The sequence below is a fragment of the Streptantibioticus parmotrematis genome (genome assembly GCF_019890615.1).
In the GTDB taxonomy this organism is placed as follows: Bacteria; Actinomycetota; Actinomycetes; order Streptomycetales; family Streptomycetaceae; genus Streptantibioticus_D; species Streptantibioticus_D parmotrematis.
In genome coordinates, this window is record NZ_JAINVZ010000043.1 from 1 (window position 1) to 20,914 (window position 20,914).

Below are 20,914 nucleotides of genomic sequence, written 5' to 3' on the forward strand. Positions count from 1 at the left end.
TGGTCGTGGGTGGTCGTGGCGCTGACCGGATGCGCGGTGCTGGCGTTCGGCGGGATGGCGGTCGCCGAACGGCAGCACCGCGCGGACGTCGCGGCCAAGGACGCCGTCGGAGCCTCCGCCCCGGCAGGCGACGCCTCGCGCTCGCCGTCCGCCACGTCCGGTGCGGCAGCCTCCGCGAGACCGAAGGCCGCCGCCTCGGATTCCGCTTCCGACGCTCCCTCGCCGTCCGCCTCCTCCTCGGCCACCTCCTCGCCCTCGCCGTCCGCCCCGATGACCGACCCCGGTGTCTCGCACACCGTCCCGGCCTCCCAACTGCCGCCGCAGGTCGGCGCGGTGTTCGACAGCGACGGGCTGGGCGGGGTGCACCACTGCACCGCGAGCGTGGTGGACAGCCCGGGCAAGGACCTGATCGTCACCGCCGCGCACTGCCTCGGCACCACGTCCGACCTCTTCGTGCCCGGCTACCACGACGGGCAGGCGCCGTACGGCATCTGGCACATCCAGCGGATCGTCACCGACTCCCAGTGGAACGCCGACTCCGACCCCGACCACGACGTGGCGTTCGCGGTCGTCGAGCCGCTGAACGGGAAGACCGTCGAGTCGGTGGTCGGTTCGTACACCCTCGGCACCGACCAGGGGACCTCCGACGCCGTGACCGTCATCGGATACCCGGAGGTCTCTGACGAGGCCATCGCCTGCACGGACACGGTGGCCGCGTACAGCAGCACCCAACTGCGCATCTACTGCACCGGTTACAGCGGCGGGACGAGCGGCAGCCCGTGGCTCGTCGGACCCGGGTCGGGGGACGGCTCGGGCGGCACGGTCATGGGCGTCATCGGCGGCTACGAACAGGGCGGCGACACCGACGACGTCTCCTACAGCGTCGCCTTCGGCTCGACCGTGCAGTCGCTGTACGAGCAGGCCGTCTCCGACGCCGCCGACTGACCGGGCCGCGGCGGTCGTCGCGACGGTGGCGCGCCTCGGACGCGGACCGCGCGTCAGACACGAACCGCACCTCACACGCGAACCGCGCGTCAGACGTGGGACCACATGTCAGACGCGGACGAAGAGCAGGTCGTTGACGACGTGGCCCTTCTCCAGGCCCTGCCGCTCGAACTTGGTCATCGGCCGGAAGCCGGGGCGCGGCGCGTAGCCGTCGTGCTCGTTGCGCAGCGCGGGCTCGGCGCCGAGGACCTCCAGCATCTGTTCCGCGTACGGCTCCCAGTCGGTGGCGCAGTGCACGACCGCGCCCGGGGCGAGCCGGGAGACGGCCAGCCGCACGAACTCCGGCTGGATCAGGCGGCGCTTGTGGTGCCGGGCCTTGGGCCACGGGTCGGGGAAGTAGACGCGCAGGCCCGCGAGCGAACCGGGGGCGAGCATGTCCCGCAGCAGGACGACCGCGTCGCCGTTGCCCACCCGCACGTTGTCCAGCCCGGCGTCCTGCGCGAGGTGCAGCAGGTTGCCCTGGCCGGGGGTGTGGACGTCCACCGCGAGGATGCCGGTGCCGGGGTCGGCGGCGGCCATCGCGGCGGTCGCGTCGCCCATGCCGAAGCCGATCTCCAGCACGACGGGCGGCGGCGTGCCCAGGGAGTCCTGCGCGGCGTCCGTGCCCCGGCCGGGGGCGAACAGCTCGGCGAGGTCCAGCGGCGTGCCGTCGATGTCCTGGCCCCAGCGCCGCCAGAGCCGGTTGATGGCGTCCGCCTGGGCGTCGGTGACCCGGCCGCGGCGCGGGTGGAACGTGCGGATCCGGCGCTCGTGGTGCGCCCCGGGGTGCGGCCGCGCGGCGGGCCCGTCAGGGAACATCGCGGGGCGGTCGGTCGCGGGGGAGGAGGACATGGGATCCAAGTCTACGGTGACCCGCCCGCGCGCCTTCCCGCTCACGCGAGCCGCACGAAGCCCACGTCCACGTGCCCCTCCGGACCCTGCGGCCCCGCTCCCGCGCCCGCCGCGACCCCGTGATCCCGCTCACGCAGGCCCGCTCACGCGGCCCCCGCCCCCTACGCCTTCAGCCGCTCCAGCGCGCGTCGCGCCACCTCCCGGCCGATCGGGAGGGACGCCGTCGCCGCGGGGGACGGCGCGTTCAGCACGTGGACGCAAGCCTGCGACTCCGCGAGGAGGAAGTCGTCCGCGAGCGTGCCGTCGCGCAGGACCGCCTGGGCGCGCACTCCGGCGGGCGCCGGTATCAGGTCCTCGGCCCGCACCTCGGGCAGCAGCCGCCGCACCGCCCGCGCGAACACCTCCCGCGACAGCGACCGCCGGATCTCGTCCACCTCGTAGCGCCAGTGGCGCCGGGCTATCCGCCAGGTGCCGGGGAACGCGGCGGTCTCCGCGAGGTCGCGGGCCCGGACCGTGCGCCAGTCGTACCCCTCCCGGGCCAGCGCGGGCACCGCGTTCGGCCCGACGTGGACGCCGCCGTCCACCCCGCGCGTCAGATGGACGCCGAGGAACGGGAACGCCGGGTCGGGCACCGGGTAGACCAGCCCCCGCACCAGATCCCTGCGCTCCGGGGCCAGCTCGTAGTACTCACCCCTGAACGGCACGATCCGCATGCCGGGCCGGTCACCCGCCAGCCGCGCCACCCGGTCGCAGTGCAGCCCCGCGCAGTTCACCAGGACCCTCGCGCGGACCTCCGCTCCCGACGCGCTCACCGTCACGCCGTCCGCCCGTCGCGCGATCGAGGCCACCTCGCACCCGTAGCGCACGACCGCACCCGCCTCCGAGGCCAGCGCCGCGAGCCGCCGGGTGACCGCCGCGTAGTCGCAGATGCCCGTGGTGCCGACGTGGAGGGCGGCGATGCCGCGCACCGCGGGCTCGTACTCCGCGATCTGGGCGGGGACCAGCTCGCGGACCGGGATGCCGTTCTCCCGGCCGCGCTGGACCAAGGCGTGCAGCCGGGGCAGCTCGGCGCGGTCGGTGGCGACGATCAGCTTGCCGGTGACCGCGTGCCGGATGCCGTGCTCGGCGCAGAACGCGACCGTCTCGGCGGCGCCGGTCACCGCGAACCGCGCCTTCAGGGAGCCGGGCCGGTAGTAGACGCCGCTGTGGATGACCCCGCTGTTGCGCCCGGTCTGGTGGCGGGCCGGGCCGCTCTCCTTCTCCAGCACCACGACCCGGGTGCCGGGGGCGGCGCGGGTGATCGCGTAGGCGGTGGACAGGCCGACGATGCCGCCGCCGACCACCACCACGTCGCAGACCTCGATGGCGTTGCCCGCACCCGCGGGGCGCGGACGCCCGCCCGGGGCGGGAGCGGCGGGCGCGGCCACGGCGCCGGTCGGCCCCGGCCGGTCCGCGCGCACGGCGCCGTCCGCGTCCACACCGCCGCCCGTCTCGCGTCCGGCCGCCATCGCGCACACCTCCCCGGCCCTCGCCCGGTGCCCGGCCGACGTGGGTCGCCGACCAGTCCCTCCATCATGGACTGGCCCACTGACAACGCCCGCAAACCCCGAGGTGACCAGGCTCGCGCCGGTTGACCCGCGGCGCGGCCGCCCGGCCCGGCCGCCGGACCGCCACCCTGCTCGCTACGCCGGGGCGCCGGTCACGCCGGGGCGCCGGTCACGCCGGGGCGCCGGTCACGCCGAGGTGCCCGTCACGCCGAGGTGCCGGTCACGCCGGGGCGGCCAGCAGCGGGCGCGCTCGCTCGCGCAGTTCCGCGACCCTGGGCTCGTCCCCGTACGGCTCCAGCCGGTGCAGCAGGTCGCGCACGTACTCCGTGGTGCGCGCCGAGGAGATGCGGCCCGCGACCTCGACGGCCCGGGCGCCGGCCGCGCAGGCGGCGTCCAGGTTGCCGGACTCCAGCTCGGCGACGGCGGAGACCACCAGCCGCAGCCCGTGCGAGCGGACGAAGTCCTCGGTGGGGTGGGACAGCGCGGTCTCGGTGAACCGTTTGACCTGCCGGGGCACCCGCAGGTCGCTGTAGCACTCGGCGCCGTCGGCGGCGAGCCGGTCGTAGGAGTAGAAGCCGAGCCAGGACGGGTCGGGGTCGCCGTCACGGGAGCGCTCCAGCCAGCCCTCGGCGGCCGACAGCGCGGTGCCGCAGGCCGGGCCGTCGCCTGCCTTGGCCTGGGCGCGGGCCTCCACGAGGTGGAAGAAGCTCATGGTGCGGGCGGTCGCCAGGCCCCGGTTGCGTTCCAGCGCGGCCTGGGCGAGGTCGACACCCTCGTCGGCGAAGCCCCGGTAGATCGCCTGGAGGCTCATCGACGCCAGCACGTAGCCGCCGAGCGGCACGTCGGCGGCGGCCCGGGCGAGGCGCAGCGCCTGGATGTAGTAGCGCTGGGCGGCCTCCTGCTGACCGGTGTCGAACGCCATCCACCCGGCCAGCCGCGTCAGTTCGGCGGTCGCGCCGAACAGGGAGCGGCCCACGTCGTCGCTGTAGGAACCGAGCAGCAGCGGCGCCGCCTCGACGCGCAGGCATTCGGGCACCATGCCGGAACGCCAGTCCCCGCCGCCGTACTTGGAGTCCCAGCGGCGCGCGTCGTCGGCCGCCTCGCGCAGCTTGGTGACGTCCGCGTGGCCGACCTTGATCGCGGTCGGGTCGCCGGTGTCCGTCAACTCACGTGCCACCGAGCCGTCCGCCGGGGTGATCAGCCAGCGCGAGGCCGGGGTCGCGTACGCGGTCACCGCGAACGAGCCGGTCAGGAAATCGCGGCGGCCCGCCAGGTCGAGGCGCCACAGGTCGGTCGCCGACTTGACCGCCTCGCCCACGTCGCGCGGGAAGGCGAGCCCGACCTCGGGGGCCGGGTCGGCGTCCGCGAGGCCGATCTCGTGCAGCGGCACCGGGCGGCCGAGCTTGCTGCCGATGGCCGCCGCGATCAGATGGGGCGCGGCGCCCTGCGGCACCATGCCCTTGGACACCCAGCGGGCGACGGACGTCTTGTCGTACCGCAACGTCAACCCACGTTGCGCGCCCAGGTCGTTGACCCTGCGGGCGAGGCCCGCGTTGCTGATGCCGGCCAGGGCGAGCATGGTGCCGAGCTTCTCGTTCGGCCCGCGGTGTTCCCTCGTCATGCGCACTCCTCGTCGCGCTCGCCGCCCCGGCACCGCAGGCTTCCGCCCGCTCTCGGGTACACCCAGAGTAGTTCGCCCGATCCCGACCGTTAAGGGGTGTTGTCCCGGATGGCGGGATTGCTGTGCCGCACGGTTGTACGTACCCAACGAAGCCGTGCCGCAAGGCTGTACGTGCTCCCGGCGCGTGTGGCCGTGCGCCCGGCCGTGCGCTCTGTGCCGGGCCCGGGCCGCGCTGTTGCATGGAGGCGTGGGTCGGCCCGCCGTCGCGACTGCGGCTTCGGACACGTCGATGGCTGGCCAGGGGACACCGCCGCCTCATTCCCCGCGGGTGGCGGAATCCGGTCCGGGAGGCGTCGGCACGCCTCCCGGACCGACGTGTTGTGCCGACTTGTGCCGACTGGTGCCGACGCAGCCGTCCGGCGGACGTGGCGCGCGGCGGGCCGACATGGCCGCGAAGTTGGCCGGAAGTCGCTGGTTTGAGACGCGACGCGTGCAGGAAGGGGACGCCTTCGCGGCGTCCCCTTCCGGTGACGGGGAACCCCGGGCCGGTTGCCCGTCCCGGACCCGGGAGGGGGAGGTCCGGGACGGGCAACCACGCGACGCGGTAAGGGAGTTGATCCGGTACGCGGTCCGTGGCCCGGGTCGGCCGGAGGGCCTTCGGCCGGGCCTCGCGCGCCACCTGCTGCTCGGCGCCGGGGGCACCGCGTCCGAACGCCGGGCCGCACGGAATCGCGCACCCTGCGTGCCGCGTTGTCGACGACTCCCTACGTGCCGCGTACGCGTCGCACGTCGCCACCCGGCGCCCCCGTACTCGCCGTGCTCGGAGCCCGTACCCGCCCTGCCCGCCGTCGCCGTCCCCGCGCACGCGACCCCCGCGCGCCGGGCCCCGCCCCGCCAATCGGCATGTGACCCCCGGCATACGCCCATCGGCATACCACCGGCCGCGATCGGCCCGGCATACCACGCAAATACCGCGGAGCGAGCCGCTGTTCGCTTCCTCGCGCCCCTCCCACGCCGGACCGGGTGCTTCTCCACGCATCCGTACGCCCTCTGTTGCGCCGCTGACGTGGCAGCATGTTGCTTGGGCGCGGCGGTGGTCCGCGGCGCCGCCCGGTCAGTTGTCCACAGCCGGTGGAGGCTGCGATGCGGTGGTTGGTGGGATGGAGCAGCGCCGTCGCGCGGTCCTCGGGTGCCCCCGGAGCGACGGGACGAACCGTCCTGCCGGTCGGCGGGCAGCTGTTGTGGGACGATCCCGATCCGCTGTGGGCGGTCGGCGACTGGCGCGTGGACGAGGTGCGGGTCGTCGCAGCCGATCCGGTCCGCTCCGGCGGCCATGGCAGCGCGTACGGCGCTCCGGCCTACGGTGACCACGCCTACGCCGACCCCGACTACCGCACCACCGGCGCCCGTTCCTCCGCCCGCGGTGTCGCCGCGCGGGCCCGGCTGGCGGTGCTGGGCCGCTGCCACGCCACCGACGAGGAGCTGCGCATCGGCCTGTTCGCGGCGCGCGGCGGCGCGTTGCGCCACCTGAGCATGTGGCCGGGCAGCTACACCGCCGTGCTCCAGATAGGCCGCAGGATCACGGTCGTCGGCGACCTGGCCGGGGCGCGGCCGGTCTTCCACACCCGCTGGGCGGGCGGCACCGCGTACGCCACCGCCGCGCTGCCGCTGGCCGACCTGATCGAGGCGGGCCTCGACGTCACCTATCTCGCCGCCCGCCTGGCCTGCCCCGACTCGCCGGAGGCCCTGGGCGCCGGCACGCCGTACCAGGACGTGCGCAGGGTGCCGCCCGGTCACGCCCTCATCCTGCGCGACGGCGTTCCGGAGATCGCCGGTTACGAGCCGCGCGCCTCGCTGGCGGTCGGTGAGACGCGGTCCCCGGCCGACGCGGAACAGGCCCTGTCCGGCGTGCGGGAGGCGCTGGTGGAGGCGGTACGGGCCCGGCTGGCGCAGCCGCGGTACGTGCCGGAGGCCGACGAGGCGCCCGCACCCGGCGTCGGCGCCGACCTGTCCGGCGGCAGCGCCTCGTCCACGCTCGCCCTGCTGGCGGCGGGCCTGCCCGGCATGCCCGGCACCCCGCCGGGACTCGGCGAGCGGGCGGGCCAGCGGCTGCGCGTGGTCACCTTCAACGACCTGGCCACCGGCGGCGAGTCGGCCCGCGACGCCGAACTCGACCGGGCCCGCGCGATGGCCGCCGACCCCCGGCTGCACCACGTGGTGGTCCCCGGCGGGCCCGAGACGCTGCCGTACGCGGACCTGCTGGACAGCGGACCGCTCACCGACGAGCCGGGCCCGGCGCTGGTCAGCGCGGAACGGCACCGGAGAAGGCTGGCGGCGGGCGGCGCGGACCACCTGGTGGGGCTCGGCGCGCGGTACGTACTGGACGCGCACCCCGCGCGCCTGGCCGACCTGCTGCTGGACCGCAACCGGCGCCACCTGCTGCGTCCGGCCGCGGCGCTGGCGAAGGCGGAGGGGTCCACGTACCGGTCGGCGTTCGTGCCGCTCACCGTCTACCGCGCGGCGCGCCGGCTGGCCCGCACCCCGTACCAGCAGGGCGTCGAGCAGACGGCGGGCCAGCTGCTGGAGCGGCGCTTCGACGACTTCAGGGCGACCGGCCTGGAAGCCTCACTGGCCGCCCTGACCTGGTGCAGACCCGGTCCCGCGGCGGGCTGGCTGACGGGTGAGGCGTTGGCCGAAGTATCGATTCGCCTTCAGGACGCGGCGGCCCGGCCCGGATCGGTCGGCCGCCCGGGGGAGCGCCGGGCCCGCGCGGCGCTGGCCCGGGCGGCGGCGGACGCGCGGGTCTTCGAACAGGCGGTGGAGGTGCGCAGCCAGCGGCTGCACGCTCCGTTCCTCGACAACCAGGTCGTGCGCGCCTGCCAGGCGCTGCCGGAGACGCTACGGGTGCGGCCGGGCGCCCGGGCCGCCGTGCTGCGCGGGGTGCTGGCCGCCTCCGGGGTGCGCGAGCTGCCGCCGGGCTGGGGCGCGACGACGCAGAGCGCGACGGTGCTCGCCCAGCGCGCGGGCCTGCGCTCCTTCGCCGACGAGCTGTTCGGCCTGTTCAGCGCGCCGCTGCTGGCCGACGCGGGCCTGGTCGACGCGGGCGTGGTGCGCGGCGCCCTGCGCGCGGCGGCCCAGGGCGAACCGCTCCCGCTGGACGGTCTGGCGGAACTGGTCGGCACCGAGGTGTGGTTGCGCCGCCTCCTGGCGCGGCGGGGTTCGTGCTGGACGGGCACGGAGGCCCCCCGCCAGCGGGCGGTGGCGACGGGCGTACCGCCCCGGCTGCCGCTGCGGGGGTAGCCGGACGCCGCGCGGGTCTCCCGACCGCCGCCACGCCCGTCTCCGTCCGGGCGCCCGGGCCTGCGCCCACCCGGCATACGGGGCCTAACCCCATCCCCCCTGGGCCGCGGTACGGCGACAATGGGCGGGTGCGTTACTTGATCCTCGGCACCACCGCCGTCCGGGACACACCGCTGCCCGGCGCCCGGCTGCGGTCGCTGCTGGCCGCGCTCGCGCTGACGCCGGGGCGCGCGGTGCCGGTGGACACGCTCATCGACGGCGTGTGGGACGCCGACCCGCCCGCCGACGCCCCCGGCGCGCTCCAGGCGCTGGTCTCCCGCCTGCGCCGGGCGATCGGCCGCGACGCCATCGACTCGGGCCCCGCCGGATACACCCTGCGCGCCCGCCCGGACGACGTCGACCTGCACGTCTTCGCCCGCCTCGTGGAGGAGGCCGGTACCGCGCTGGACGCAGGACAGGCCGCCGCCGCGCTGGCCGCGCTCGACGAGGCACTGGCGCTGTGGCGCGGCCCCGCGCTCGCCGACCTCGCCGACCGCACCGCCGCCGCCGCGCGCCCCGAGGCGCTGCGGCTGACCGCGTTGCGCCGCCGGATCGACGCCTGCCTCGCGCTCGGCCGGGCCGACCAGGCGCTGCCGCAAGCCGGGGAACTGGTGGCCGCGCACCCGCTCAACGAGCCCTTCCGCGCCCAACTGATCCTGGCGCTAAGGGACTTGGGGCGCTCCGCCGACGCGCTCGCCGCGTACGAGGAGGGCCGGGCACTGCTCGCCGAGCGGCTCGGCGCCGACCCCGGGCCCGAACTGCGCGCGCTGCACGCCCGGTTGCTCGACGGCGGCGACCCCTCGCCGCCCGCCGCGCCGCGCCGGTCCGCCGCTCCCCGGGGCAACCTGAGACCCCGCCTGACCAGTTTCGTCGGCCGCGAGGACGACCTGAAGGCGATCCGCGCCGACGTCGCCCGCCACCGCCTGGTCACCCTGGCCGGTCCCGGCGGCGCGGGCAAGACCCGGCTGGCCGAGCGCGCCGGCGGCGAGCTGGCCGGGGAGTACCCGGACGGCGTCTGGGCCGCCGAACTCGCCCCCGTCGACCACGCCTCGGGCGTGCCGCGTGCCGTGCTCAACGCGGTCGGCCGCAGCGACACCACCGTCTTCGGCTCGATCCCCGCCTCCAACGACCCGACCGAACGCCTCGTGGAGCACTGCGGGCACCGCCGCATGCTGCTCGTCCTGGACAACTGCGAACACGTGGTGGCCGCCGCCGCCGAGCTGGCCGAGGCGCTGCTGTCGTACTGCCCGGGCGTCACCGTGCTGGCGACCAGCCGGGAGCCGCTGGGGGTGCCCGGCGAGGTGGTGCGCCCGGTCGGGCCGCTGCCGCCGTCCACCGCGCGGCGGCTGTTCGCCGAACGCGCCGCCGCCGTGCGCCCCGGCCTGGACACCGAGCGCGACGCGGGGGCGATCGCGGAGATCTGCCGCCGCCTGGACGGCCTGCCGCTCGGCATCGAACTGGCCGCCGCCCGGCTGCGGTTGCTCACCCCGCGCCAGATCGCCGACCGCCTGGACGACCGCTTCCGCCTGCTGACCAGCGGCAGCCGCACCGTCATGCCCCGCCAGCAGACGCTGCGCGCGGTGGTCGACTGGAGCTGGGAACTGCTGACCGGGCCGGAGCGGGCCGTGCTGCGCAGGCTGTCGGTCTTCTCCGGCGGCTGCGACCTGCCCGCCGCCGAGGCGGTCTGCGCCGACGGCCGCGACATCCGGCAGGACGAGGTGCTGGGCGTCCTGGGCTCACTGGTCGACAAGTCCCTGGTGGTCGCCGACCGCAGCGCCGACCCGGACGGCGTGCGCTACCGCCTGCTGGAGACCATCCAGGAGTACGCGGCCGAGCACGCCACCGACCACCCCGGCGAGTCGCGCGACGCGGGCCTGCGCCACACCGCGTACTTCCGCACCCTGATCGAGGCCGCCGTCCCGGTCCTGCGCACGGCGAACCAACTGCCGTGGCTGGACCGGCTGGAGCGGGAGATGGACAACGTCAGGGTGGCGCTCGGCCGCGCCCTGGACGCCCGCGACGAGGACGCGGCACTCGCCATGGTGCTGGGGCTCGGCTGGTTCTGGTGGCTGCGCAACTACCGCGACGAGGGCCTCGGCTGGATCCGCCGCGCCATCGCGCTCGGCGGCCTCCCCGACGACGAGGCCGATCCCCGGTTCCGGTCCCGGATGGACCTGCGGCTGCTGATGCTCTTCACCCTCTCCGACCAGGTCGCCGCGAGCGATCTGCACGGCGAGGAGACCAAGGCGCTGGCCCTGCGGATGCTCGACTACTACGGCCGCCCCGGACCGCACGCCGCCACCTTTCCCGGACTGCTGTGGCCGTTCGCCGACTACGTGGCGGGCGGCCCGTCGCGGACGCGCTCGCTCATCGCGACCATGGTCGACACCTGCCGCGAACACGGCGACGACTGGGCGCTCGCCTGCGCCCTGATGTTCCGCACCCACATCGCCATCGACTCGCCCGGCGGCCTGGACGACGCGCTCGCGGACTGGCCCGAACTGTCCCGGCTGGCCGAACGTGTCGGCGACCGCTGGGTGACCGCCCAGGTACGCGGGGCCAGCGCCGAGATGGCGATGGCGCGCGGCCGTTACGACGAGGCGCGCACCGAATGGCAGGCGGCCATCCGGCTGTGCGAGGAACTGGGGGCGCGCGGCGAGGTGCCGTTCCTGCTGGCCCGCGTCGCCGAACTCGGCATCCGCCAGGGCGACGACGAGCAGGCCGCCAAGCTGCTCGTGCGCGCCGAGGAGCAGGCCGACCACTACGGCATCTGGGACGCGCGCACCTACGTGCGCTGCCTCCAGGTGACGATCGCGCTGCGCGCCGGGGACCCCGGATACGCCCGCGAGCTGTGCGACACCGCCCGCTCCGAGGCCGAGTTCGGCACGCCGCCGCCGATGTTCGCGGCCTTCCTGGCCGACCTGGAGGCGGCCGTCCGCGCGGCGGAGGGCGACCCGCACGGCGCCCTGGACGCCGCCCGCGAGGCGTTGCGCGCGGGCATCGCCAGCGAGTGCGCCGAGCAGATCATCGCCGCCTTCCTGGAACGCACCGCCCTGCTGCTCACCGGCGACCTGGCCCAACACCGCACCGCCGCGCTGCTGCTGGGCGCAGCCGACACCCTGCGCGGCGGTGACCGGCTGCCGCGTTCCGTGCCCGAGGAGGAGACCGCCCGGCAGGCGTGGGGCGCGGCGCGGGCGGCGCTCGGCAACACGGCGGCCGACGCCGCGCACGCCGAGGGCCGCGAACTGACCTCCGGCGACGCCATGGAACTGCTGGACGAGCTGGCCCGCGTCACTCGCAGCTGAAACGCGAATCCGCCCAGTCCGCGACCGTCAGGAACCCCGGGCCCTGCGCCGGACGCACCACGAGCCGCACTGTCCTGTGCCCGGCCAGCCCGACGTGCACCGCGACGGGCCCGCTGGACGGCCGCACCGTGTCCGAGCTGAACAGCAGCGTGTCGTCGCCGTAGACCAGGAAGCGGACCGCCCCGGTGCCCAGCGTCATGTCGTCGATCCCCGCGACCGCGTCGTACGAGACGCACCTGCGGTTGAGGTCCACCGTCACGTCCGACGGGGAGCGCACCGTCACGCCGTCCTGGTACGTCGTGCCGTCCACCGACAGCCCGTGCCGGGGCCACAGCCAGCTGAACGCCGAGGGCCGCACCGTCGGTTCGTCGTCGTCGCCCAGCCCGCTCCAGGCGAGGGAGTCCAGCTGGTAGACGGCAGGCGGCGGTGGCGGCGTGGGCGTCGGGGTCGGCGTGGGCGCCGGGGGCGTGGGCTTCGGCGGCGTGGGCCGGGGGGTCGGCGCGGGAGTGGGCTTCGGCTTGGGCGGCGTGGGCGGCGGCGTGGGCGTCGGGGTCGGCTTCGGCGCGGGCGCGGCCACCGGGACCGGCGTGGGCGGCGGTGCGGGGGTCGGCGTCGGCGTGGGCGCGGGAACGACGGGGGCCGGCTTGGCGGGCGGCTTCGCCACCGGCTTGGGCGCCGGATGGTCGTTGCCCATCAGCGCGGCGGCCAGCGCCACCCCGGCGGCGGCGACCACCACACCCGTGGCGATCGCGACCTTCGCCGGAGCCCCCAGGCCCTCGGAGACCGCCGCGCCGCCCGCGCCTCCCGCGGCGCCGCCGGAACCGGACCCGGCCGCCGCCGCTCCCGCGGCCGCACCCGCCCCGGCCGCACCCGCGGCGCCCACCACGGCGACCCCCGCCGCCTTGGCGACGTAGGCCGCGGCGAACCACCCGATCGTGGCAACCGGCAGCAGACCCTTCAGGCACGCGTTGACGTCGGCCAGGTCCGCCGCCGCGGCCCGGCACTTGCCGCACTCCTCCAGGTGTTTGCGCAACTCCCGGTCCGCGCGCAGCCGCAACGCGCCCCGGGCGTGCGCCCCGAGCCGGTCGGCGTACCGGGCGCACTCACCCTTGGACGTCAGCGCCGAGTTGACGTGGGCCTGGAGGTAGGCCTGCCGCAGGCCCTCGCGCGCCCGGTGCGCCAGCACCGCCGTGGCGTTGGCGGTCAGCCCCAGCAGCGGCGCGACCTCGCTGGGCGACTCCTCCTCGACGGCCGTGTGCCACAGCACCGCCTGCCACCGCTCCGGCAGCGTCTTGAAGGCCCGCACCGCGAGCGTCCGGTCGGCCTCGTGCATCGCGCGGACGTCGGCGCCCAGGTCGAGGGTGTCGTCGTTCGCACCGCTCCCGGCCGAGGAGACGGCGAACGTGGCGAAGTCCTCGACCAGTTGCTCCCGCTTGGCGGTGTTGCCCCAGGACGCGGCGACCCGCCGTACCGTCGTCAGCAGATACGCGCGCACCGCGACCTCGGGACCGCTGCCGCCGCGCACCGCCTGGAGGGTGCGGGCGAAGACCTCACCGGTCAGGTCCTCGGCGGTGTGCGCGTCCCGGCAGCAGGTACGCGCGTAGCGCCGTACCGATTCGGCGTGCCTGCGGTACAGCTCCTCGTACGCGCTGTCCTCCCCCGCCCGCACCCGCGCCACCAACTCGGCGTCGGACGCCACCTCACCGCCGTCGGGATGCTCGCGCTGCTGCGGAACGTGCTCGTGCGGCCCGTGCTGCGGCCGGGGTGGTGACTGGGGTGGTGACTGCGGCTGTGACTGCGCCTGCGCGGGTGGCGGCGACTGGGGTGCGGCGGGCGCCGGTGCCGGGCCGGGGCCGCCCCGGTCGACCACGCTCTGCCCGGGGACCCGGCCCGCGGCGGCGTCGGGGGCCGCGACGTCGGGCGCGTCGGCCGGCAGCGTCTCGCCCGGCCTCGCGTCGCCCGCACCCAGCGGTTCGGATCCGGCGGTCCCGTCCACGCCGTCAACACCCATCGCGGAAGCCCCCGTACACACCGATGCACCAAGCCACCGGCCCAGCGTGGCACAACCGGCCCGCCCGCGCCCTCCGCAGTCGCGGGAACCACCCTTCCGGGGCGATTGACACCCGCATCAACGCCCTTACGTAGTAAGGGAGATGCTCACGCTGACCTCGCGAACACGGAAAGCGGGACGAATCCCGGGCCTCCACGGAACGCATCGCGGACCTCACGCCGAGCGGAACGTGGGCCTCACACGGAAGGCATCGCGGACCTCACGCCGTACGGAACGCGGGCCGCGAGCGCAGTCCTTCGAGGAGGATCTCCAGCAACCGGGCCGACGCCGCCGCCTGCTGGGCCGGGTCCGGCAGCGCGGGCGCCGCCGTCGCGATCACCAGCAGCACGTCGGCGACCGAGACGTCCGGCCGCAACTCACCGGCCGCACGGGCCCGTTCGACCAGCTGACCCACCACGCCCAGCAGCGCGGCCACGCCCGCGTCGTCGTGTCCCAGCGGCGACGCCGGGCGCTGCGCGATCACCCGGGGCTCACCGCCCCGCTGCTCCACGGGCGCCGACTCGCGCTGCTGCGGCACCCGCGCCTCGGCCGCCGCGACGGCGTCGGCGGAACCGCCGCTCCCGCCGGGCGCGTTGGCCGCGGCCTCGGGCTGGCGCACCCGCAGCACCTGCGGCGGCAGCAGCCGTCCCGCGCCGGACGCCACCGAGGTGCGCAGGAAGCGCGAGAGCGCCGCCCACGGCTCCTCCTCCTGCCCGAGCGCCGTGCGCGCCTGCTCGGTCAGCCGGGCCGTCTCCTCCTCGGCGATCCGCCGCACCAGCACGTCCTTGCTGGGGAAACGGCGGTAGACGGTGCCCACGCCGACCCGGGCACGCCGGGCCACGTCCTCCATCGGCGCGCCGTAGCCCAGCTCGCCGAAGACCTCGCGGGCCGCCCGCAGCACGTGTTCCAGGTTGCGCTGGGCGTCCACCCGCAGCGGCGCGGACCGCCCCGTGGCGGACAGCCCGAGCCCGGCCCCGTGCCCCTGCCCGACCGGCTGCCCCTGTCCCGGAACGTGCCCTGGGACGTGTCCTGGAGCGTGCCCCGGAACCTGGGCCTGCCCGGGCCCCTGCCCCTGCGCGGGTCTCGGCCCGCCGCCGTCGGCCGTACCGGTCGCCATCGCCCACTGAGGGTTCTGCATGTGCATATGTATCCCCCGGATGTGACGTCTCCCCCCGGAGACTCCCCGCCCCACATGACGGCCGGACCGCTTCGGGTGCGTTCCGGCGACGCATAGCGGTAAGAACATAGTTGAGCCCCGGTCAAGAATGAAGGGGGTGGTTCCACCCAGACCACCCCGATCGGGGTACGCGCCACGCCGCCCGCCCGCGACCGGTGCGGCCCTGTGGACAAACCTCCGTCCGACGGTGCGTCATGGGAGGGTGAAGCAGCCCGCTCGGATTCTCGTGGTCGGCGGTGGCTACGTCGGCATGAACGCGGCCCTGCGCCTGCGTCGCGCACTCGGCGACGACGCGCGGGTCACCGTCGTGTCCTGCGACCCGTACATGACCTATCAGCCGTTCCTCGCCGAGACGGCCGCCGGATCCATCGCGCCCGCCCACGTCGTCGTGCCGCTGCGCCGCGTTCTGGCCGGCTGCACGGTGATCGTCGGCGACGTCCTGCGGATCGAGCACGCCCGCCGCACCGCGATCGCCGCCACTCCCGCCAGCCGCCAGGAGGGCGGCACCGGCGAGATCGAGCTGCCGTACGACGAAGTGGTCGTCGCCTGCGGCTCGGTCTCCCGCACGCTGCCCGTCCCGGGCCTGGCCGAGACCGGCATAGGGTTCAAGACGGTCGAGGAGGCCATCGGCCTGCGCAACCACGTGCTCACCCAGCTCGACATCGCCTCCTCCACCCGCGACGTGGAGATCCGCGACGCCGCGCTCACCTTCGTCGTGGTCGGCGGCGGCTTCGCGGGCGTCGGCGCGCTCGGCGAACTGGAGGACATGTCCCGTTACGCCACCCGCCACTTCCACAACGTCACCGCCGGCGACCTGCGCTGGGTCCTGGTCGAGGCGGCCGACCGCATCCTGCCCGAGGTCGGCGCCGAGGTGGCCGACCGTACGTTGCGCGAACTGCGCCGCCGCAACATCGACGTACGCCTGTCCACCCGGCTGGAGTCCTGCGAGCACAGCGTCGCCCGGCTCAGCGACGGCTCCCGGCTGCCCACCCGCACCGTGGTGTGGACCGCGGGCGTCAAACCCCACCCGCTGGTGGCCGCCTGCGACCTGCCGCGCACCGGCGACGGCGCGCTGCGCTGCGACGCCACCCTGCGCCTGGAGGGCACCGCGCACGCCTGGGCGGCCGGGGACGCCGCCGCCGTGCCCGACCTGACGGCCGCCGAGCCCGGCACGTTGTGCGCGCCCAGCGCCCAGCACGCCGTCCGCCAGGCCCGCGTGCTCGCCGACAACGTCGTCGCGACGCTGCGCGGCGAGCCGCTCACCGACTACCGGCACGCCCACGTCGGCTCCGTCGCCCCGCTCGGGCTGCACAAGGGCGTCGCCTCCCTGTACGGGCGCAGACTCACCGGCTACCCTGCCTGGCTCATGCACCGCGCCTTCCACCTCAGCCAGGTCCCGACCCTCAACCGCAAGTCCCGAGTGGTCGCCGACTGGCTGCTCGCCGCGCTGGTCAAACGCGAGATCGTCGCCCTCGGCTCGCTGGAGACCCCGCGCGCCGAGTTCGAACTCGCCGCCGGATCCGACAGACGTCCCGACGCGTGACGCCCCGGGGCGGGCGGTGTGCGCCTGGCGCGCGCCAACTACGCTCCAGCGCGGGGCGCGTGGCACAACACGCCTGACTGAAGGTTTATCCGAAGACCGGTCGACCGGCTTAGAGTCGATCGATCGACCGACGATCCACCGGACCGCCGGGCCCGGGGCGGCGATCCGCCCGCCCCGAACCCGTACGACGGGCACCGGGCCATCCGGTACGACACGTACCGGCCGTCCCGGTACGACTGCACGAGGCAACCATTCTGTGAATCTGACGCGCTGGAGCGCCCGGCTCCCCGGAACACAGCGACGCGCCGCCGCCAAGCCGCGCTCCGCCACGACCGCGGGCCCCGGCGGCGGCTCGGTACCCTCCGCCCGGGCCGGCCTCCCCGGCGACCCCGACCCCTCGGCCGCCGACCCGTCCGTCGCCGACCCGTCCTCCACCGGTGCCGGGACGGCGTCGCCCCCGGCCTCGCCCGCCACGCCGTCCTCGGCGCAGCCCGCCCTCCGGCCGCTGGAGGCGCTGTCGGTACGCGAACTGCTCGGCCAGGTCCCGGCCCTGATCGCCGTCACCTACGGACCCGACCACCGCACCGGGCACGTCAACGACGCGTACACCGAGGTGTTCGGCCCCCGCGCCACCGGCGCCCCGGCCCGCGAGGCGCTGCCCGAGCTGGCGGAACTCGGGCTGCTGCCGCTGATGGACCAGGTGCTGCGCAGCGGCAGGCCCCGCACCGTCAAGGCCCGCAAGGTCACCTGGCACCGCCAGGACGGCGAGGGCGAACCACGGGACGGCTATTTCACCTTCACCTGCACCCCGCTCGCCGACACGGCCACCTGCGGCGTGCTGGTCTTCGGCGCCGACGTCACCGACCAGGTCCGCTCCGCGATGAGCCTGCGGGACAGCGAACGCCTCCAGCGCGAGGCCGCCGTCACCCTGCAACGCAGCCTGCTCCCGCAGGAACTCGAACAGCCCGACGACCTGCGGGTCGCCGCCACCTACCAGCCCGGTGGCACCGAGACCGCGGTCGGCGGCGACTGGTACGACGTCATCACCCTCGGCGCCGGCCGCACCGCCCTGGTCATCGGCGACGTGATGGGCCGCGGCCTGCGCGCCGCCGCCGTCATGGGCCAGCTGCGCACCGCCGTGCGCGCCTACGCCCGCCTCGACCTGCCCCCGCACGAGGTCATCCAGCTGCTGGACGGCCTGGCCGCCGAGATCGACGCCACCCAGATCGCTACCTGCGTCTACGCCGTCCACGACGCGGGCGAGGGCGTGCTCACCTACGCCTCCGCCGGTCACCTGCCCATCGTGGTGCGCGGCGCCGACGGCACCGTGCGCCGCGCCGAGGGCCCGACCGGGCCGCCGCTGGGCACCGGGAGCTTCCCCCACGCCTCGGGCACGCTGCCGCTGGAGCCCGGCGCGACCGCCGTCCTCTACACCGACGGCCTCGTGGAACGCCGCACCGAGGACATCGACGAGGGCGTCGCCTCGCTGGAACGCGCCCTGGCCGGCGCCACCGGCACCCCGCAGGTCATCTGCGACCGGCTGCTGCGCGCCCTCGGCGTCACCTCCGACCACGACGACGACGTCGCCGTCCTCGTCCTGGAACACCCCAAGCGCACCGGCGCCCAGGCCGAACTGTTCCGCGACGCCTCGCTCGACCTGCTCGGCGGCGTCGAGGCCGCCCCGCGCGCCCGCGCCTTCGCCACCGGCGTGCTCGCCTCCTGGCGCTTCCCCGTCGAACTGCGCGACCTGGGCGTGCTGGCGGTCAGCGAACTGGTCGCCAACTCCCTCCAGCACGGCACCCCGCCGATGCGCCTGCGACTGCGGCGCACCGACCGCCGCCTGATCGTCGAGGTGACCGACGGCGACGACCGGCTGCCCAGGCGGCGCAGGGCCGAACCCGGTGACGAGGCGGGCCGCGGCATCTCGATCATCGCCACGATCGCCTCCACCTGGGGATCGCGCAGGACACCGGGCGGCGGCAAGACGGTCTGGTGCGAGTTCGTCCTGCCCAGGAAGTGAACGCGGGGGCGTACGCGTGAGGGCGTACGCACCGCGTCGCCGCGATCCGTACGCCCTCATGGCGAACCGTCGTGCCCGGGGCTACGCCGCCGTGGACAGCTCCTGCGCCGCCGGGTGCCCGCGCCGTGCGGCGGCCGCCCGCGCCGGGTCGTCCTGCGCGGTCGACAGCCCGCGCCCGAGCCGCAGCGCCAGCAGCGTGATGCCGACCGAGAAGCCGATGAGCATCACGATGTACGGGCCGTAAAGACCCGCGCCCGCCATCGCGCCGCCCGCCGCCGGACCGATCGCCAGCGCGAGCTGCTTGACCAGCGCGAACGCCGAGTTGTACTGCCCGACCATGCGCTCCGGGGCCAGGTCCGCGACCAGCGGCGCGACGGTCGGCGACAGCAGCGCCTCACCGAGGCCGAACAGCGCGTACGTGGAGATGATCGCGCCGGTCGCCCACGCCTGACGGCCGTGGATCAGCCCCGAGACGCCCGCCACCGCCCAGGCGACGGTCCAGATCGCGCCCACCCCGGCGATGACCCGGCTGCGCCGGCGCTTCTCGACCGGCTTGAGGACCAGGAACTGCGCGACGACGATCACCGCGGTGTTCGCCGCGAGCGCGATGCCCAAGGTGGCGGGCTTGACGTGGGTCACCTGGGTGGCGAAAGCCGCGAGCCCCGACTCGAACTGCCCGTAGCAGGCGAAGAACATGACCGCGCCCAGCACGCACAGCTGCACCATCTGCCGGTGTGCCAGCAGCGCCCGCCAGCCGCCCGGCGCCCGCTCGCCCTCCGGCGCGTCCTCGATCCGGACGGTACGCGGCAGCCGCACGGTCGCCACGATCCCGGCCAGCACCAGGAACATCACCGCTTCGATGGCGAACAGCCGGGTGAACGACGACGGGTGCGCGGTGTCCACCAGCAGCCCGCCGATCAGACCGCCGATGCCCAGGCCCAGGTTCTGCATGAAGAACTGCGTGGCGAACGCCCGCGACCGGGTGGCCGGGGTCGAGCACCAGACGATCAACGTGGCCAGCGCGGGCTGGATGACCGCCACCCCGGCGCCGAGCACCGCGGAGAAGACGATGGCCAGCGGCGCGGTGTCGGCCAGCCCGAACCCGATCGAGCCGATCGCGGCGACCACGGAGGCGACGACCACGACGGGGAGCGGGCCGCGCCGGTCGATGCAGCGCCCGGTGAACGGCAGCACGACGAGCGCGGCGACGGCGAACGCCGACAGCACCACCCCCGCGGTACTCGCACCCAGATCCCGTACCTGCGCCACGTAGACGAACAGGAACGGGACCGTGAAGCCGTTGCCGAACGCGCTCAGCACGTTGCCCAGCTGGATCCGGCGCAGCGCTGCGCCCATCGCCGTGGTCACACTCACCTCACTTGGTCAGGGAGTCCGAGCCCCAGGTCCCCAGGACAGGGGAGGGCCCCGCCGGAGCGGTGGGGCCAGTGGTTGGAGTCTCAAGACTTCAGAACTAAACTTCGAAACTAAAATATACACGTCGGAAGAGTTAGAGGCGAACGGCTTGCGTGCGATACTCGACACATGACCGCAGCCGACGAGCCGCCGCCATCCCTCGCGGAGCTGGACCTCGACGAACAGATCGCCATCTACCAGCGCGAGTTCCCCGAGGTGGACCCCCAGATCGAGAAGGTCGTCTCCGCGCTCCAGCGGCTCAACCGCCGGATGAACGTGGCGTACGGCCGCCAGGTCGCCGACCTCGGCATCAGCAACGCCGAGTGGGAGGTGCTCAAGGCCCTCGTCCTGGTCGGCAAGCCCTACCGGCTCGGCCCCGGCGAACTCGCCAAGCGGCTGGGCCTCACCCCCGCCGCGATGACGCACCGGATCGACCGCATGGTCGCCGAGGGCCTGGTCACCCGCGAACGCGACGAGAACAACCGGGTGCGCGTCATCGTGGAGCTGACCGACGAGGGCCGGGGCAAGTGGCTGGACGCGATGCGCATGGCCGCCGGCTTCGAGGCGGACCTCCTCCAGGACCTGTCCAAGGAGGAGCTGGCGACGCTGGGCGGGATGCTGTCCAGGGTGCTGGTGAGGGTGGACCCGGACGCGGCTTGACACGGCCGGGGGCGATCCGTAATGTTCTCCGAGTTGCCCGGCGTGAGCGCCGACCCAGTCGGTCCGCGGGCAGCCATTCCGAAGCACACACGACAAGCCGTCGAGGCTTTGCCGTGCGCGCATTCGAAATGAGGAACCGAATTCGCTCGATTAGACCGAGCGGCCGAGGATCCGCTAAAGTCTCACTCGTCGGAACGGCCGCGAGGCCGGAAAGACAAAATCCCGCCAGCGGGAATCAGGTCCGAAAGGATCTGATAAGCTGGAGAAACCGAAGGGAAAGCCCGGAGGGGCCTGTGAAAGGGCCTTGAAGACAGCTTCCGTTCCTTGAGAACTCAACAGCGTGCCAAAAGTCAACGCCAGATATGTTGATACCCCGTCTGTCCCGTGTTTTCGGGATGGTCGT

Annotated in this window: 12 protein-coding genes; 6 read left to right on the forward strand and 6 right to left on the reverse strand. The window is 75.1% G+C overall.

The window, feature by feature from the left end:
* Nucleotides 1–945: trypsin-like serine peptidase (locus tag K7472_RS31650; RefSeq protein WP_222982615.1), on the forward strand; the 945-nt coding region annotated here is incomplete at its 5' end.
* A gap of 108 nt (nucleotides 946–1,053) precedes the next feature.
* Here K7472_RS31650 and trmB read toward each other — a convergent pair.
* From trmB to K7472_RS31665, 3 genes are all read right to left on the reverse strand, one after another.
* Nucleotides 1,054–1,836, reverse strand: coding sequence for a tRNA (guanosine(46)-N7)-methyltransferase TrmB (gene trmB, locus K7472_RS31655; protein ID WP_222982616.1), 783 nt, complete (start codon nucleotides 1,834–1,836; stop codon nucleotides 1,054–1,056).
* 161 nt (nucleotides 1,837–1,997) lie between these two features.
* Entirely contained in the window at nucleotides 1,998–3,344 is a 1,347-nt protein-coding gene (lhgD, locus tag K7472_RS31660) for an L-2-hydroxyglutarate dehydrogenase (RefSeq protein WP_222982617.1), read from the reverse strand.
* 259 nt (nucleotides 3,345–3,603) lie between these two features.
* A complete protein-coding gene (locus K7472_RS31665; protein WP_222982619.1) occupies nucleotides 3,604–5,004 on the reverse strand; it encodes an NsdA family TPR-like regulatory protein in 1,401 nt (466 codons plus the stop codon).
* A 1,143-nt stretch (nucleotides 5,005–6,147) separates the two neighbouring features.
* On the opposite strand from K7472_RS31665, the gene K7472_RS31670 reads away from it, so the two are divergent.
* Both K7472_RS31670 and K7472_RS31675 read left to right on the forward strand, forming a co-directional pair.
* Nucleotides 6,148–8,304 (forward strand): asparagine synthase-related protein, encoded by a 2,157-nt coding sequence (locus tag K7472_RS31670; protein WP_222982621.1) that lies wholly within the window; start codon nucleotides 6,148–6,150, stop codon nucleotides 8,302–8,304.
* 128 nt (nucleotides 8,305–8,432) lie between these two features.
* The gene (locus tag K7472_RS31675; protein WP_308014177.1) at nucleotides 8,433–11,648 is read left to right on the forward strand and encodes an AfsR/SARP family transcriptional regulator; all 3,216 of its coding nucleotides are present in this window, start codon (nucleotides 8,433–8,435) and stop codon (nucleotides 11,646–11,648) included.
* On the opposite strand, the gene K7472_RS31680 is transcribed toward K7472_RS31675, so the two are convergent.
* A complete protein-coding gene (locus tag K7472_RS31680) occupies nucleotides 11,635–13,659 on the reverse strand; it encodes a sigma-70 family RNA polymerase sigma factor (RefSeq protein ID WP_222982623.1) in 2,025 nt (674 codons plus the stop codon). The genes K7472_RS31675 and K7472_RS31680 overlap by 14 nt on opposite strands.
* Nucleotides 13,660–13,918: 259 nt before the next feature.
* Nucleotides 13,919–14,842 carry a TetR/AcrR family transcriptional regulator gene (locus K7472_RS31685; RefSeq protein WP_372458153.1) on the reverse strand — a complete coding sequence of 308 codons (924 nt, stop codon included), beginning with the start codon at nucleotides 14,840–14,842 and terminating at the stop codon, nucleotides 13,919–13,921.
* Between the two features lie 283 nt (nucleotides 14,843–15,125).
* Here K7472_RS31685 and K7472_RS31690 point away from each other — a divergent pair, with 283 nt between their 5' ends.
* The gene (locus K7472_RS31690; RefSeq protein ID WP_252396574.1) at nucleotides 15,126–16,418 is read left to right on the forward strand and encodes an NAD(P)/FAD-dependent oxidoreductase; all 1,293 of its coding nucleotides are present in this window, start codon (nucleotides 15,126–15,128) and stop codon (nucleotides 16,416–16,418) included.
* Nucleotides 16,419–16,674: 256 nt separating this feature from the next.
* Nucleotides 16,675–18,438, forward strand: a complete 1,764-nt coding sequence (locus K7472_RS31695) for an ATP-binding SpoIIE family protein phosphatase (protein WP_222982634.1) — start codon at nucleotides 16,675–16,677, stop codon at nucleotides 18,436–18,438.
* An 81-nt stretch (nucleotides 18,439–18,519) separates the two neighbouring features.
* Here K7472_RS31695 and K7472_RS31700 read toward each other — a convergent pair whose 3' ends face one another.
* Complete coding sequence (locus tag K7472_RS31700) at nucleotides 18,520–19,806, reverse strand: MFS transporter (RefSeq protein ID WP_222982636.1); 1,287 nt, start codon at nucleotides 19,804–19,806, stop codon at nucleotides 18,520–18,522.
* Nucleotides 19,807–19,980: 174 nt separating this feature from the next.
* On the opposite strand from K7472_RS31700, the gene K7472_RS31705 reads away from it, so the two are divergent.
* Nucleotides 19,981–20,511: a MarR family winged helix-turn-helix transcriptional regulator gene (locus K7472_RS31705; protein ID WP_222982637.1), complete on the forward strand. Its 531-nt coding sequence runs from the start codon at nucleotides 19,981–19,983 to the stop codon at nucleotides 20,509–20,511.
* Nucleotides 20,512–20,914: the final 403 nt, after the last annotated feature.